This window comes from Pseudomonas sp. GW822-FHT06D10 (genome assembly GCF_058799535.1).
This window is the reverse complement of sequence record NZ_JBXALN010000002.1, coordinates 740,329-755,909: the sequence shown is the minus strand read 5'-3', so window position 1 is coordinate 755,909 and position 15,581 is coordinate 740,329. Positions and strand designations below refer to the sequence as shown.

General features: G+C 66.1%; 13 protein-coding genes. All 13 read right to left on the bottom strand.

The window, feature by feature from the left end; all coding sequences use genetic code 11:
- Positions 1–9: 9 nt before the first annotated feature.
- A complete protein-coding gene (locus tag AC1RL5_RS09030) occupies positions 10–1,437 on the bottom strand; it encodes an MFS transporter (protein ID WP_072451077.1) in 1,428 nt (475 codons plus the stop codon).
- 129 nt (positions 1,438–1,566) lie between these two features.
- Positions 1,567–2,316, bottom strand: coding sequence for a tRNA-dependent cyclodipeptide synthase (locus tag AC1RL5_RS09025; RefSeq protein WP_492589247.1), 750 nt, complete (start codon positions 2,314–2,316; stop codon positions 1,567–1,569).
- Between the two features lie 4 nt (positions 2,317–2,320).
- The gene (locus tag AC1RL5_RS09020) at positions 2,321–3,097 is read right to left on the bottom strand and encodes a 2OG-Fe(II) oxygenase (protein WP_011059730.1); all 777 of its coding nucleotides are present in this window, start codon (positions 3,095–3,097) and stop codon (positions 2,321–2,323) included.
- A 292-nt stretch (positions 3,098–3,389) separates the two neighbouring features.
- A complete protein-coding gene (locus AC1RL5_RS09015) occupies positions 3,390–4,376 on the bottom strand; it encodes an aliphatic sulfonate ABC transporter substrate-binding protein (protein ID WP_492589246.1) in 987 nt (328 codons plus the stop codon).
- A gap of 3 nt (positions 4,377–4,379) precedes the next feature.
- Entirely contained in the window at positions 4,380–6,848 is a 2,469-nt protein-coding gene (locus tag AC1RL5_RS09010) for a TonB-dependent receptor plug domain-containing protein (RefSeq protein WP_492589245.1), read from the bottom strand.
- A gap of 25 nt (positions 6,849–6,873) precedes the next feature.
- Positions 6,874–7,371, bottom strand: a complete 498-nt coding sequence (locus tag AC1RL5_RS09005) for a RidA family protein (protein WP_072451079.1) — start codon at positions 7,369–7,371, stop codon at positions 6,874–6,876.
- 88 nt (positions 7,372–7,459) lie between these two features.
- Positions 7,460–9,037: a flavin monoamine oxidase family protein gene (locus tag AC1RL5_RS09000; RefSeq protein WP_015634470.1), complete on the bottom strand. Its 1,578-nt coding sequence runs from the start codon at positions 9,035–9,037 to the stop codon at positions 7,460–7,462.
- 266 nt (positions 9,038–9,303) lie between these two features.
- Positions 9,304–10,515, bottom strand: coding sequence for a dipeptidase (locus AC1RL5_RS08995; protein ID WP_019094807.1), 1,212 nt, complete (start codon positions 10,513–10,515; stop codon positions 9,304–9,306).
- Positions 10,516–10,718: 203 nt separating this feature from the next.
- Positions 10,719–11,681 (bottom strand): ABC transporter substrate-binding protein, encoded by a 963-nt coding sequence (locus AC1RL5_RS08990; protein ID WP_072451081.1) that lies wholly within the window; start codon positions 11,679–11,681, stop codon positions 10,719–10,721.
- 12 nt (positions 11,682–11,693) lie between these two features.
- Complete coding sequence (locus AC1RL5_RS08985) at positions 11,694–12,503, bottom strand: class II aldolase/adducin family protein (RefSeq protein ID WP_015634468.1); 810 nt, start codon at positions 12,501–12,503, stop codon at positions 11,694–11,696.
- A 161-nt stretch (positions 12,504–12,664) separates the two neighbouring features.
- Positions 12,665–13,603 carry a D-isomer specific 2-hydroxyacid dehydrogenase family protein gene (locus tag AC1RL5_RS08980; RefSeq protein WP_072451082.1) on the bottom strand — a complete coding sequence of 313 codons (939 nt, stop codon included), beginning with the start codon at positions 13,601–13,603 and terminating at the stop codon, positions 12,665–12,667.
- On the bottom strand, positions 13,600–14,805 hold the full coding sequence (locus AC1RL5_RS08975) for an acyl-CoA dehydrogenase family protein (protein WP_072451083.1): 1,206 nt from the start codon (positions 14,803–14,805) through the stop codon (positions 13,600–13,602). Before AC1RL5_RS08975 ends, AC1RL5_RS08980 begins: the two co-directional genes overlap by 4 nt.
- Complete coding sequence (locus AC1RL5_RS08970; protein ID WP_011059720.1) at positions 14,802–15,581, bottom strand: ABC transporter ATP-binding protein; 780 nt, start codon at positions 15,579–15,581, stop codon at positions 14,802–14,804. The genes AC1RL5_RS08975 and AC1RL5_RS08970 overlap by 4 nt, the downstream gene beginning before the upstream one ends.

Below are 15,581 nucleotides of genomic sequence, written 5' to 3'. Positions count from 1 at the left end.
CCGCCGCGCTCAGCCACGGCTGGTGCCCTCCTCGGCCGTCGGCACCGGCGCCGGGGCCGTGCGCAAGAGCAGGCTCACCGAGGCCCAGACCAGCAGCGTGACCACCGCCAGAAAGCCCATCACCGCGCGGTAACCATTGAGAAAGGCGCCCTGGGCATCGTCCAGCGGCGTGGCGGAAAAGTGATGGAACAGCCCCACCCCCACCGCCAGCCCGACACCGCCACCGACGTTGTGCAAGGTCATCAGCGAGCCCATGGCCACCGAACCCACTTCCTGGGGCACCGAGGAAATCCCCAGCACCGTGGACGGCCCGAGAATGCTGGCCCACCCCAGGCCCATGACGACAAAGGCGCCCAGCAGATAAGGCAGCGAAGTCTGGCCATCGAAACCGGCCTGCAACAGCGCCGACAGCACGAACAGCAGCAGCCCGGTCTTGATCAGCAGCGCCGGCCCCTTGCGATCCACCAGGCGCCCCACCAGCGGTGACAGCAGCGCCACCCCCAGGGTGGTGGGCAGCAACAGCAGGCCGCTGGCCTGCACCGTTTCGCCGCGGATCTGCGCCAGGTACAGCGGCATGACGAAAAACGCCACGCAGTAGAACAGCGCCAGGCCGAAACTGGCCGCCACCCCGGCAACGAAACGCCGGTTGGCGAACAGCTTGAGGTCGATGATCGGCGCGGCCACCCGCCGCTCCACCGCCAGGAATGCGCCCAGGGCCAGCACCGCCAGCGCCACCAGGGCCAGGGTCAGGGGTGAGCCCCAGCCCCAGCTGCCGCCCTGGACGATCACCAGCACCAGGCTCGGCAGGCCGATCAGCAACAGCAGCGCGCCCCAACCATCCAGGCGCGCCCCGGTCTCGGCCGAACGCGACTCCTTCACGCTGAAGCTGCAAATGCCCAGGCTCAGCAGTACGAAGGGCACGTTGATGAGAAAGATCCACTGCCAGCCGAAGGCGCTGGTTATCAGCCCGCCCAACACCGGGCCGACCGCCAGCCCCACTCCATTGACCCCGAACAGCACGCCGAAGGCCCGGCCCTGCTCGGCGGTCTCGAAGGTGCTGGAGACAATCGCCCCCGAGGCGGTATAGAGCACCGCGCATGCCAGCCCCTGGGCCACCCGCGCACCGATCAGGGTATCGATCTGCCCCGCCAGCCCGGCCGCCAGGGAAGCCAGGCCGAACACCGTCAGGCCGATGAACAGCACCCGCTTGCGCCCGTGCAGGTCGGCCAGGCGCCCCACCAGCACCATGAAGCTCGACAGGGCCAGGATGAAGCCGTTGATCACCCATTGCAGGGCGTCCACCGAGGCCCCGAGGTCGGCCTGCAGGGCCGGTAACGCGGTGTTGACGATGGTGAAATCCACACAGCCGAGAAAACTGGCGATGCTCACACCGAGCAATGCCCACCATTTGCGTTGCTGTTGCGCAAAAACGCCCATGGAAACTCCTTGTCAGTCATAAAAAACGCTCTGTAGGAGCCCGCTTGCCGGCGAACAGCCCCTTGAATCCGGCATCGCCGGCAAGGGCGCTTTCGCTGGCAAGCCAGCGCCTACATTGATCGCGGCGGATCAGATGGCGATGGCGCCGCTAGTCCAGTTGGGGTGAATGGCGCCGGGCAAGGTGAAGGGAATCGGGATCCCCCGCTTCTTGAACTTCAGGGGCAGCCAGCGCACCCGGTCCGGGCTGTGGGGTTCGATCAGCAACTCGCGGCTGGTGGCCATGGCCGTGGTCATCTGCTGCGGGTAGAGCACGTAGTGGTAACCCTCGTCGGCCCACAGCGGCAGGATGATCGGGATCTCTTCCAGGATGTACTCCCGGCACTGGGCCGCCGCCCGCTCGATGTCCGCGTGTTCGTCACGCAGGCGCAGGCGCTCGGTGAACACGCCGATGGTGCTGTCGATGGCGTCGCGCAGTTCCTCGCGCTGCTGGTAGACCTGGTTCAGTTGCTGGCGCAGCTCGGCATAGCGGTCGCTGGCCAGTTCCTGGTTCCAGCGGGTGATGTGGTACGGCACCCGCAGGCCGTCGAGGATGCCCTGGTTGCGCGCCAGCCAGGCATCGCCATCGCGGATCGCCGCCGACAGCGCCTCCCCGGGGGACTTGCCGTGCTTGTTGTGGCGTTGCAGGGTATCGGCCACCACCACCTTGACGTGGCTGAAACCGGACTGGTTGATCAAGTGAATGGTGGACCGCAGCTTCTGGTCCTCGTGATATTCCTGGCCGACGCTGACCGCCAGTACCACGCGCTTGCCGTCGAATTCGTGCTCCTCGCCGCCCTTGTTGAAGTAGGCCTTGAGGTTGATTTCCTGCACCTTGCTCATGAGTTCAGCTCCAGTAGGCCAAAGGCTGGTGTTCGCCGTAGTAACCGATAAAGACCCCGAGGGTGACCCGGGTGCTGCTGGCCGAAGGGCGCACGGCGTGGATCAGCCGCGGGTTGAGGAGGATCAGGTCGCCGGGCTCGGGCTTGACCACGAAATCCGGCGGCGGCAGCAGGTGGCGTTCGATGCCGTAGGCCCGTTCGCCCTTGAGGCGGTTGTACTCCTGCTCGTCCGGCTCGATGCCCCAGATCTCCAGCTCGCCGCCATCCTCGGGGATCTCCAGGTAGATGTTGGTGGACAGCTGGGTCAGCAACTGCGGGCTGTGGCCCTCGGGGGCATTGCGTTCAAGCTTGTCGGTGTGGGGCGTGAGATCGACCCCAGAACCCTGGAAGCGGGCAATGCCGACGAAACACTTCTGCCCGTCCACCTGCAACAGGTGCGCGCCCTGCGGCCAGACTTCGTCCAGCAGCAGGCGCAGTTCGTCGATGGGCGAGGCCAGTGGCCGGAACAGATTGCGGATCTTGCGAATGTTGGGCAGGGCCAGGGCGTGGTATTCGGCCCGGCTCTGCTCATCCTGGATCTCGATATAAGCCTTGCCGACCCGGACGAACTCCTGCTGCTGGCTGAAGGCACTGCGCAGTTCCTGCTGATACAGATGATCCCGCGCCACCTGCAAGGTATCCGGTGGGCAGAAACCTTTGAGCTGAACGCCGTAAGAGCGTTTTTCCACAACATCGAGGATATGCCGCGCTTCAAGTTTGTCGGCCGTAGTGACTGTGAACATGCAAGCTCCCTTAATTCCCTGGAAGTAGCGACGAAGTACAACATCGGTAGAACGTAATAATTTGTTTCAGGGCCACCTTAGGCAGTTGCGATGGCCTTGTGAAATATCCTTTATCTCTAATATCCAAACTTAAAAATGTATCGAAAATCAGACAAATAGCGGCCACCACAGGCACTTTGAAAGTGCTGCGAGAAGATTATGAAATTTGCTGATAGTTAAATTAAGCGAAGGACATTATTGCTCTTTATTTATTTAAAACCTCCCGAGATCAATTAATAAAACTGCCACACACTCATTCAACTTCATTGAATTGAGCATCCATGTAAGCTGCGGCATCGAAAGTCTTCTGAATAATGCCCTCCTCGCGGTAGAGATCGGCGGTGTGCTGCACGTCCTCCACCACGGCCGGGCCGACGCCGATGCGCCGGGGCAGCGAGTAGCGATTGGAGCGTTCATGCACCTCCAACGGCAGGCCGCTGTAGCCAGCCTGGATCTTTGAAAACTCGCGCTGGTGCTGGTTGGCCCAGGCATAGGCACGGTCCAGGCGCCGGAGGAAATCGGCGATCTGTGCCGGCTTGTCACGGATCGCCTGGTCATTGGCCACCAGCAGCATGTGCCCGGCGAACAGCCCCTCGCCACTGACCAGCACCCGGGTGCCACCTTCCATCTGCACCATGCTGGTGTAGGGGTCCCAGGTCGACCAGGCATCGGCCTGGCCGTTGCTCAGCAAACTGCGGGACTCGGCCGGCTGGAGAAAGATGAACTGCGCATCCACGCCGTGCAGGCCCACCGAACGCAGGGCGGCCAGGGCCAGGAAATGGCCGATGGAGCCGCGCGTGGTGGTGATGCGCCGGCCCTTGAGGTCGGCGGCGCCCCGTAGCGGCGAGTCGTCCTTGACCAGCATCGCCACCGCCGTCGGCGTGACCTTGAGCTTGATCACCCCCACGGTCTTGATCGGCGCCCCGGCGGCGGCAGCGAACACGAACGGCGCATCCCCCAGGCTGCCGATATCCACCGCCCCGGCGGCCAGGGCCTCGGCGGTGGGCGCGGCGGCGGCGAAAGAGGCGAACTCGATGGGGTACGGCACCTGCTCCAACTCACCGGCGGCTTGCAGCAGGATCTTCAGCGACTGCTTCTGGCTGGACACCCGCAGCGCCGGCTGCGCCAGGGCATGGCTACCGAACAGAAGCAGCGCCAGGATCGCCAGCCGCCGTCTGCTGCGCAGCCGATCGCAGCCTGCGGCAGCGGCTACAGGGTGCTCGTTCGCCTGCTTGATCATCGTTCAGAACGCCAGGCTGACGCGGCTGTAGTAGTAGCCGCCGCCCAGGCCATAGGGCGAGAACATTCCGTATTCATAGGTTCCCGCCCAGGCCTTGAGGCCGATCTTGTCCGGGTATACGTCGAACAGGTTGTTGGCGCCCACGGCCACGGTGAGGTTCTGGGTCACGTCGTAGGCCACGTCCAGGTCGGTGATCCACTTGGCGCTGTAGGTACGGTCGTTGGCCGGGATGTTCGAGCCTTCGGTGTACTCGCCAAAGCGGGTCAGCTGCAGGTTGGTGGTCCAGTCGCCGACCTTGTAGTTGCCGGAGAGGATCCACTTGTCCTTGGGCGTGGATTTAGTCAGGTCGATCTGCTGCTGGCGGTCGAACAGCACATACCCCGCCCCCAGGCGCGACAGGGCCGCCGGGGTGTCCGCCAGGTCGCGGATGGTGGTCTTGTTGTGGTTGTAGGCGACGCTCCATTTCGCCGTGCCGTACTCGCCGAAGGACTGGCGGTAGTCCGCCACCAGGTCAACGCCCTTGGTCCGGGTGTCGGCAGCGTTGGTGTAGTACTGCCCGGCGAGGTTCGGCGAGAGGCCGTTCTCCACCAGGATCTGCGACACCGCCGGGCCCTTGAGGATGCCGGTCTGGAGAATGCGCTTGTCGATGTCGATCAGGTAGAAGTCGGCCGTCAGGCGCAGCCGATCGGTGGGCTCGGCGGTGAACCCCAGGCTGTAGTTGCGCGAGGTTTCCGGCTCCAGGTCCCTGGCGCCCAGGGCCACCGCTTCCGGCGAGTTGGGGCGCATCTGCTTGGTACGCACCGAGGTGGTGGTGCCACCGGCGCCGAATTCGGTGACCGTGCTGGTGGTGGAAAAGACGCTCTGGGCCAGGGACGGTGCACGGAAACCGTTGCTCACCGCGGCCCGCACCGCGTACCCGGGGAGGAACTCGTAACGGGTGGTGAGCTTGCCGCTGGTGGTGTCGCCTACCCCTAGGTTGTACTTCTCGTAGCGCGCCGCCGCGCCGACGTACCAGTTGGGGGTGATGTTCAGGCCCAGGTCGATATAGGCCGCCTCACTGTGGCGCTTGAGGCTGTAGGCATCTTCCGGGGTCGTGCCGTTGACCGAGAACAACCCCGGGTCCGGCACCACACCGGCGAAAGGCCCGGTGTTGGGGACATAGCTGCCCTGGTTGTAGGAGTTGGCCTCGCCCTCCTCCAGCGCATATTTCTCCCAGCGGTATTCCACGCCGAAGGAGGTTTCCAGCGGGCTGCTCCAGCCGATGTCCAGGGCCCGGGAGAAGTCCAGGTTGTTGGTCCACTGGTCGAACACCAGGTTGCCCAGGTGGAAGTCGTGCTGGCTGTAGGGGCCATTGGAAATGTTCAGGTTGTTGGCCGTGTCGAGCACGCCGCGATCCTTGCCGTAGGTGCTCGACAGGTCCCAGTCCCAGCCACCGAGCAGGCCCTTGGCACCACCGGCGACCTGGAAATCGGTCTCGTGGATTTCCCGCCGCGCCTGGCCGCCGTTGGGGTAAGGCGCATTGGGAATGCCCGCCAGGCTGGTGATGTCGGTGGGCTTGCGGTGCCCCAGGTCCTTGTTGCTGTTGCGGTAGCTCAGGGTCGAGAACGAGTACAGCTTGAGGTCGTCCTCCAGAGGCAGCTCGGCGTTGTAGGCCAGGCTGGTGGTGCGGTCGCGGCCCAGGCCGTACTCGGTGCCCCAGCCCTGGCGATTGCTTTCCCGGGGGTCCGGCGAGCCGTCGGCCTGCTTGAAGTACAGCTGGCCGCTGGCGGCACTGGAGCGCTCGTAGGGTTCCTGCAGTTTGGCGTCCCAGGACAGGTTGATGAAGCCGCCGTTCTCTCCCAGTTTGTTGCCCCAGTTGAAGGCTTCGTGGCCGGTGGTGCCGTCGCCGTCGTAGTACTGGCCCAGGGTGGTGTCGGAGGTCAGGCCTTCGGCATTGCGCTTGAGGATGATGTTGATCACCCCGGCGATGGCGTCGGAGCCGTACTGCGCCGCCGCGCCGTCGCGCAGCACTTCGATGCGCTCGATGGCGGCGGTGGGAATCAGGTCCAGGTCCACCGGCACCGAGGCGTTGCCGACCCGTGCGCCGTTGTTGATCAGCGCCGAATTGTGCCGGCGCTTGCCATTGATCAGCACCAGCACCTGGTCGCCGCCCAGGCCGCGCATGCTCACCCCCCGCACCAGGAACGCCGTGCCGCCGCCGTTGATGGTCGGTACGTTGAACGACGGCAGCAAGCGCCCGAGCATTTCTTTCAGGCCGTTCTGGCCGATGCTGCGCAACTGCTCGCTGTCGATGACATCGATCGGCGCCGGGCTGTCGGTCACCGTGCGTTGCTGGCTGCCGCGCACCCCCGTGACCACCACCGTGCCCAGGGTTTCGTCGGCCGCCAGCAGTTCGGCGGGCAGCGCCAGGCCCAGCAGGCCAAGGCTCAGGGGCGCCGCGCCGAAGAGGATTTTATGCAAGGAAATACTCATGACTTCAGATCCTTTGACAGGCGGCTCAGCGCGCTCGGGCGGCAACGGTTTCGACTTCGATCAAGGCGCCGGGCAGCACCAGCCCCGCCACTTGCACCGTGGTCCGGGCGGGTTTGAGCGGCTGCTTCTGGGTGCCGAAGAACTCGCGGAAGGCCACTTGCAGGCCGTCGAAATCCAGCTTGCCGCCCAGGGCCGGGTCCCCTACCAGGTAGATGCGCAGTTGCACCACGTCCCCCAGGCTCAGGCCCTGGCTGGCGAGGATCGTCTCCACCTTGCGCAGCACCACCCGGGCCTGGGCCTCGGTGTTGCCCTCGGCGTGGATCTGCTCCTTGGACGCCTTGGGGTCCACCGGGTCCGGCAGCAGCCCGGAGAGGTAGGTCACCTCGCTGTTGGCGGGCAGGGTCACCGATTGCAGGATCGGTGAATTGGGGTAGCTGGACGGCACGCGCTGGATTCCCGCGGCCCAACTGCTGCTGGCAGCGAACAACAGCCCCAGCCCTACGACGGTGTTTTTCAAAGACATGCAAAGACGCTCCCAAGGTTGTGTGTGCCAGCCTCGGAGGTCCGCTACCCGGCATGGGTTACCGCTGTTGTGTGAATGCTCGGCTTTTTCAGGCCGTTTGCTGTAGCGACGAGCCTTGCGCCCGTTGGAAAAGTTGCCGCACCACCCGCCGCGCCGCGCCGGCGGCGGCTTCCTGCCAGATGCCCACGCCGCTGTGGGCCAGGCCGTCGCTGGTGAGGTAGACCCGGCCCTGGGGCTGGTTGAGCAGGCCATAGTCCGGCTCGGCCACTTCATGGCTGATCCAGGGGCCGAAGTTGTAGGGGATCTTGCTCCAGGCAATCACCAGCGGATTGCGCAGTTCCTGGCTGTGCCCGGGGTGCAGGAGCTCCACCGCCTGACGGGAAATCTCGATCTGCTGGGCCAGGGTTTTCTCCCCGAACCGTCGGGCGGTTTCGCCGTTGTTGTAGGCCGCCACCAGCACCCCTTCGGCCTGGTTGAAACCGCCGCTGGGGTACCACAGCCCGGAGGCTTCCTGGTTGATGAACGACAGCCCGCCGTAGATCTGGTACTGGCTTTCCCAGAAGCGCCGCGACTGCCAGGCCACCTTGTTGGCGTAGCCGAACTGCACCGCGCCGATGGCCTGGCGCACCGGGGCGCTGAAGTTGTTCTGCACCTTGGCCAGCAGCGGCAGGGGCAGGCTGCTGATCACGTAGTCGGCCTTGAGGTTGTGGGTGCGGCCGGTGCGCCGGTCCAGGTAGACCACTTCGGCGCTGTCCGCCTGGTTGCTGATGGAGCGCACCTCGCTGTGCAGCCGCAACTGGCCTTTCAGGCGCCGGGCAAAGGCCTGGGGAATGCGGTCCATGCCGCCCACCGGCTGGAACATGGTGGGCGAGAACTCCGGGTATTCGTCGATCATCAACGCCGTGGTCAGCGCCGGGTTGAGCAGGGTCTGCAACGGCAGCGGATCATTCTTCTGCGCCAACTGGTCGCCGGCGCCGGGCCAGACCTTGTAGCCGGAGCGGGCCGAACCCAGGTATTCGAGCTTGTCGGAAAGATCACCCCAGGTTTTCAGGAAACTCAGCAGGTTGCTGCGATCGGCTGGTGTCAGCTCCTGATCCAGGGCATGGCGATTGACGGCCTTGGCCAGCAGCTCGGAAAAATGCCCGCGGCTGTCATTGACCGCCTGGCGGATCTGCAACGCTGGCTGGTCAAGGTCCGGACGCACCAGGGCGTTGCGGCTGGTATTGACCAGCACCTCCAGCTCCACCCCCAGCTCGCGGCAGTAGCCGAGCATCAACTGATGGTGGCTGGGCAGGCGGCCGGCCCCGGCATTGAGGTAGAACCCCTCCCCGAATTGCGCGACCTGGGTGCTGCCGTCGCTGTACTCCACCCGATCGCCACCACGCACCGTCCAGTTACGCCCGCCGACCCGGTCCCGGGCTTCCAGCAAGGTCACCTTGAACCCGGCCTTGCTCAACTCGTAGGCGCTGACCAGGCCACCGATCCCGGCGCCGATCACCACCACGCTGGCCCCCTTGCCCAGCGCCGCCGTGGGCAGCGCCGCGTAGTTTTCCTCGAACGCTTCGGCCGTTGCGCTGGCGCCGAACAGGCCCATGACCGCACTCGCCGCCTGGACCCCGCCGACAGCGGCAATACGGGCGATCAATTGTCTTCTGGTCAGTGGCATGCAAGCGCTCCCTGCTGCGGATGGATAGTGCGTTCGGTTATAGATCGGCGACTTATGCAGTCACTTGGGTCTATGTGAAGCCATCCTAGGGGCGCTTATTTAATAAGAGAAATACATTTTAAGCATATGCAAATATTACTTTGTTTCATATTCAAGCCAAAAGATTCTGCGCTCCGCGCATAGCCCTGCGCCTAGCCGTGCCTGGCCATACTCGCCCCGCCAGGAACCGGCTTGCCAGCGAAGAAGCCCCACGGCTCGCGCCGGCATCAGCGCCCCTTCGCCGGCAAGCCGGCTCCTACGGCCTGGGCGGCGTCGAGAACGCGCAACAAGTTGCCGCCCCAGATCTTCGCCAGGTCCGCTTCGCTGTAGCCCGCCGCCAACAGGCGCTGGGTAATCCGTGGCAGTTGCGCGACATCTTCGAGCCCCTGTACCCCGCCACCGCCGTCCCAGTCGGCGCCGATGCCCACATGATCCGGGCCGACCACTTCCAGGATGTGCAGCAGGTGGCGCAGGTAATCGTCCAGGCTGGCCCTGGGCTGCGGGTAGCGGGCTTCGACCTGGCGAATGCGTTCGGCCAGGTCCGCCACCTGTTCCGGGCTCATGCTCGCCGCCAGACGGAACTCGCGGTACAACGGCCCCAGGGCCTTGTCCCGCTCGGGATTGGGCGCAAGGTTGATCAGGTCGCTGGGAAAGCTGTTGACCTGCACCACACCGCCCCTGGCCGCCAGTTGCCGCAGGCGCCGGTCATCCAGGTTGCGTGGATGGGCGGTGATTGCACGGCTGCTGGAATGGGAGGCAATGATCGGCGCCCTCGACAGCGCCAGGACCTGGTCGAACACCTGGTCCGAGGCATGGGAGACATCCAGCAATATCCCCAGGCGATTGGCCTCGGCCACCAGCTCCCGGCCCGCCGGGCTCAGGCCGCGCCACTGCGGCAGGGCGGTGGCCGAGTCGGCGAAATCGTTGTTGGCCGAGTGCACCAGGCCGAGCATGCGCAGGCCCTGGCGGTAATAGGTGTGCAAGCGTGCCGGATCGGCGGCCAGGGGCTGGGCGTTTTCCATGCTGATGAAAACCACACGCTGGCCACGGGCGACAATGGCCGGTACATCGCCAGCCGTCAGGGCCAGGGCGAAATCATCGGGGTGGGCACCCAGCAGGTCGCGGATCCGCGCCAGCACCGCCAGCCCATGTTCGCTGGCCAGGGTCCGGCCTTCGGCGGTGAGCGGCCCCTGGGGGGTGAAAATGGCCCAGAAACCGCCGTCCAGGCCGCCCTCTTTCATCCGTGGCAGATCGACCTGGGACAGGTCGTCCTGGTAGCGATGGCGCTGGGTGATGTCCCAACCGGGGCGGGCCAGTTGCATGGGGGTATCGAGGTGACTGTCGAGCACGATCAGGCGCTGGTGCAGGGCTTGGGCGGGGCTGTCGGCCAAGGCCCAGGGGCTGGCCAGCGCCAGGCACAGCAAGGTTCGGGTAAACATGCGGCCTCCTGGCCAATGAAAGAATTTCCCCCCGGATCGCAGGAGCTGGCTGGCCAGCGAAAGCGTCATCCTGGCCAGTGCAAGGCTTGAGGGCCTCTTCGCCGGCAAGCCGGCTCCTACATGGGGTGTCGGGTGTTCCGTAGGAGCTGGCTGGCCAGCGAAGGCGTCATCGCCCTTTCGCCGGCAAGCCGGCGGCTACAGGCTCAGGTCCAGTGGAAGCTGCGGTCCCACAGGCCGGATACATCCAGTTGCTGGGGCAGTACGCCGGCCTCGAAGAACAGGTCGGCCACGTCCTGCTGGGATTTCACCGCTGCGTCGTCCACCGGTTGCAGCAGGCGCGGGCCGCTCTGGGCCCGGTACTGGGCAAGGAACACTTCCCGGGGCATGCCGAGAATCTGCGCGCTCCTGGTCGCCCATTCCTCGGGGTGGCTGGCAATCCACTGCCAGGAGCGGTACTCGCGCAGGATGTAGTCGGTGATCGCCGCGTGCTTGGCCGGGTCGGCGATGCTCTGCTGGTTGGCGGCGATCACGTAGTTGCCGGACAGGTAGCCCTGGCCGGTCTTCAATACCCGGGCCCCGGCCCGCAGTTCCGCCAGCTGGATGAAGTAGCCGAAGCTGACCCAGGCATCCAGGGCACCGTTCTGGAAAGCGGCGAAACCGTCCTGCGCAGTCAACGCCATGGGCACGATATCGGCAAAACCCAGGCCCTGCTCCTTCAGCGCCTTGAGCAGAAAGTAATGGGAACTGGTGGAGCGGATATAACCGATGCGCTTGCCCTTGAGCTCGGCCACCGACTGCACCGCAGAGCCCTTGGGCACGATGAAGGCCTGGTTGTTGACGTCGCCGGTGAGCACCGCGATCAGCTTCACCGGGGCGTGGTTCTTGATCCCGAAGATCGGCGGGATCTCGCTCATCGGCGAGATGTCCAGGGTGCCGCTGACCAGGGCCTCGAAGCTCAGGTTGCCGCCGGTGAACTCAGCGTACTTGACCTTGTAGGGCGGCGGCTCGATGCCCGCCTCGGCAAAGAAGCTCGGCGCCGCCCCCTTGTAGGTGGCGACGTTCAGGGTGACCCCGGACAGGTCCACGGAGGCTCCCAGGCCCAGGCGCGGCAAGGCCGCGGCCAGACCGGCCAGGGTCGAGAGTTGAAGAAAATGACGACGCTGCATGGGCAATGGTCCTTAATCGAGAAAGTCCGGTTCTTCGCGCACGATCCGCTCGCGGTAAGGCTGGAAACTGAACCAGCCGCCAAACTCGGTGCCGACCTGGCGTGCGGTGTGGCGCGCCACCTCATGGGGAATGGGCCGCGGGGTGCCGGCAGCTTCCGCCAGCAGTTGAGTCTGGGCGGCGTTGTCCATGGCGATGAAGCGCCACACCGCCGCCTCGACGGTTTCACCCACGGTGAGCAGGCCGTGGTTCTGCAGGATCAGCGCCTTGCGCCCCGCCAGTGCGGCGGCGATCCGCGCGCCCTCGCTGGCCTCCAGCACCACCCCGGAAAAGTTGTCGAACAGCCCGTGCCTTTCATAGAAAGCGCAGGCGTCCTGGGTCAGCGGATCGAGCAAGCGCCCCAGGCTCGACCAGGCCTTGCCGTACAGCGAATGGGCATGGGCCGCGGCGACCACCTCGGGATGGGCTTCATGCAGCGCCGCATGGATGGCGAACGCCGCCAGGTTCAACGCGCCCTCGCCTTCGATCACCGCCCCTTCGGGGTTGACCAGCAACAGGTCGCGGACCCGTACATGGCCGAAATACACCCCCACCGGGTTGACCCAGAAATGGTCCGGGCGCCCCGGGTCACGCACCGTGATATGCCCGGCGCCGCCCATGTCGAACCCCAGCCGGGCGAACACCCGGAACGCCGCGGCCAGGCTCTGCTTGCGCTGCAGGCGCTCCAGCTCGACGGTGGCCTGCTGGGGCGGATGCTCCCAGCGAAAAACCGTATGGCCATCGCGGGGCAAGTCATACACCGCGGGGCGAAAATGTGCGGTCATATCCGCTCTCCTTGAAATTGTCGAAAAGGCCCGCTGGGCCTTGCTTGGCGACCGCCCGCCGAACCTTCAGCGGCCTTGAGAACCCCGGCGCCCCTTCGGGCCGTGCGCAGCCTGCGGCAGCGGCTACACGAAGCGCTGCCGGCCAAGGCTGGAACCGCGCGTTAGTAGCCACGCTGGATCTCCACCGGGTTTTCCAGGGGTAAGCCATCGCCCCAGCGCTGGAGATTGCGCCCCAGCAGGCGCGCGATATTCAGGTAGACCCGGGGCGAATTGGCCGAGGTGTGGGGCGACAGGCGAATACCCGGGTGGCGATAGAAAGGATGCCCCTCGGGCAACGGCTCGGGGTCGGCCACGTCCAGGCTGGCCAGGGCGATGCGCCCGGTGTCCAGGGCCTGCAACAGCGCCGGCTGATCGATCAACGCACCGCGAGCGATATTGATCAGGTGCAACCCTGGCTTGGCCGCTGCCAGTACATCGGCATCAATGATGCCCCGGGTCTGCTCGGTCAACGGCACCGCCAGCAGCAGGTGATCGGCGCGGGCAAACAGCTCCTGCAGGTCGGCCACCGCCTCCACCCCAGGCACTTCGAACGGCTGCGCCGAACGCCGCAGGGCCAGTACCTGCATGCCCAGGGCCTGGGCCTTGGGCGCCAGTTCGCGGGCGATGCTGCCAAAGCCGAACAGCCCCAGGGTGCTGCCGGCCACTGCGGCCAGCGGCCGTTGCTGCCAGTGTTCGGCGCGCTCGATCCACACCTGGGGCAGTTGCTTGGCGGCGGCGAAGATCGCCGCCAGGGCAAACTCGGCAATGCTTTCGGCGGTGCTGCCTCGGGCACTGGCCACCGGCAGGTCCTGGAACAGCCAGCGAGGAAAATAATCCAGGCCCGAAGTCACCAGTTGCACGAAGCGCAGGCCAAACGGCCAGCCCGCCGGCGGCTCTGGCGCGTTGCGAAAATCGGCGTGGGGCGCGGCCAGCAGCACCTCGATATCGGCGGGCAAGCCACACGGCAGGCCCCGGGGCAGGCTCAATACTTCCACCCCCGGCAGCCACTGGCGCAACTGCTGGTTGAAGTGCTCGTCGAGCTGGCTGGCGATGCGCGTCACGCCTGGGCTCCGCGGCTGGGCAAGGCAAAGGCGGCGCGCCCCACGGCACCGAGAATCGCGTCGTTCTGCGGGGTATGAATGCGGCTGCACAGCACATCGCGGTAATGCCGCTCGATGGGGTTGCCCCGGGCCAGCCCGGGGTTGCCGATGGCTTCGATGCCCAGCTCCACGGCGTTGATGGCGTTGCTGGTCACCAGGTATTTGATCTGGGTCGCCTCCCCCGGGGCGATCCGCCCTTCGGCGGCGGCATCGAGCAGCACCCGGTTGTTGAGCAACAAGGCGTCGATGCGCCCGATCAGTTCCTGAAAGCGCGGCAGGCTCGACAACGGTGCGCCAAGGTTGGCCGGGGCACGCTGGGCCAGCCAGCCCAGCAACCAGTCGCGGGCGGCCCGGGCCACGCCGTCGTAGATGGCCGAGAGCAGCACCGCCAGCCAGAGCACGCCCTTGCTGTCCAGCTCGGAAGGCCGGGGCACGTGGGCCGGTTGGATATCCACCGCCTGTTCCTCGGGCACGAACACCTCATCGAAAATCACGTCGTGGCTGCCGGTGGCGCGCATGCCCAGGTGGTCCCAGGTTTCCTCGACGCTGATCCCGGGGCTGTCACGGCGGACCAGCCAGGTACCCACTTGCGGCTCGGCCTCGTCGCTGCGGGCCCAGACCGCAAGCCAGGTCAGCCCGGGAATGCCGGTGGAGTAGATCTTGCGCCCGCTGAGCAGCCAGCCGCCCTCGACCCGTCGTGCCAGGGTCGCCGGCAAACCGCCCCGGGCCGGGGTACCCAGGTCCGGCTCGACCCGCAGGGCGTTGATCAGGGCACCCTCTTGCACCGCCTCCCGGGCCACGCGCTGGCGCAGGTGCAGCGGCCAGGCCGTGTTCTGTTGCAAGCGCGTGTGCTGCAGGTACTGCATCACCAGCACCAGCGCGGTGGAAGGCTCGCCCCGGGCCACGGCGCCTATCACTCGTCGCGCCTGGGCCAGGTTCGCCTCGCTGCCGCCCAGGGCCCGGGGCACGGTCAGGGCCAGCAGGCCATGCTGGTGCAGGCGTTGCAGGTTGGCGTGGGGAAATTCGCTGTGACGGTCGTAGTACGCTGCGGTGGCGGCGAATTCTTCACTCAGTTGCTGCAGCAGGTCGGCGAACTCGCTGGAGTCTGGATCAGGGACGGGACGGGACACGGACGGAGACGGTTGCACGCTGGAAAGGCTCATCGGCTGGCAGTCCTGCTCAAGGGAAGGGAGATGTCGACGGCCGGCTCGGCCTCGGTTTCCACACCCAGCAGTTGCAGCAACCGCGCGCGCAGTGCCTGGAACCCAGGGGTGGAGGCCTGACGCGGACGCGGCAGGCGGATTGGCAATTGCTCGGCGATTTGCCCGTTGGCCAGCACCAGCACCCGATCGGCCAGCAGCAGCGCCTCGTCGACATCGTGGGTCACCAGCAGCACCGCCGGGGTGTGCACCCGCCACAGGCGGATGATCAGTTGGTGCATGCGGATCCGGGTCAGGGCGTCCAGAGCGGCGAAGGGCTCATCCAGCAGCAACAGGTGCGGCTCGCGTACCAGGGCCCGGGCCAACGCCACTCGCTGGGCCTCGCCGCCGGACAAGGTGCCTGGCCAGGCATTGAGCCGGTGGGCCAGCCCGACCTCCTCCAGTGCTGCCTCGGCCCGCTCCCGGGCCCCGGCCCCGCGCACGCCCAGGGCAACGTTGCGCCACACGCGCTTCCAGGGCATCAACCGTGGCTCCTGGAACACCGCGGCCATGGCCGAAGGCACCTGCAACTGGCCCTGGTCGATGGGTTCCAGCCCGGCCAGGGTTCGCAGCAAGGTGGTCTTGCCCGAACCGCTGCTGCCCAGGAGGGCCACGAACTCCCCGGGAGCGATGTCCAGATCCAGGCCATCGAGCACCGCCTGCCCGGCAAAGCGCCGGGTGATCCGGCGGCATTCGACGGCAGCGCGCAGGCGGCCCTGCTGGGGCAATGACAGAGTCAT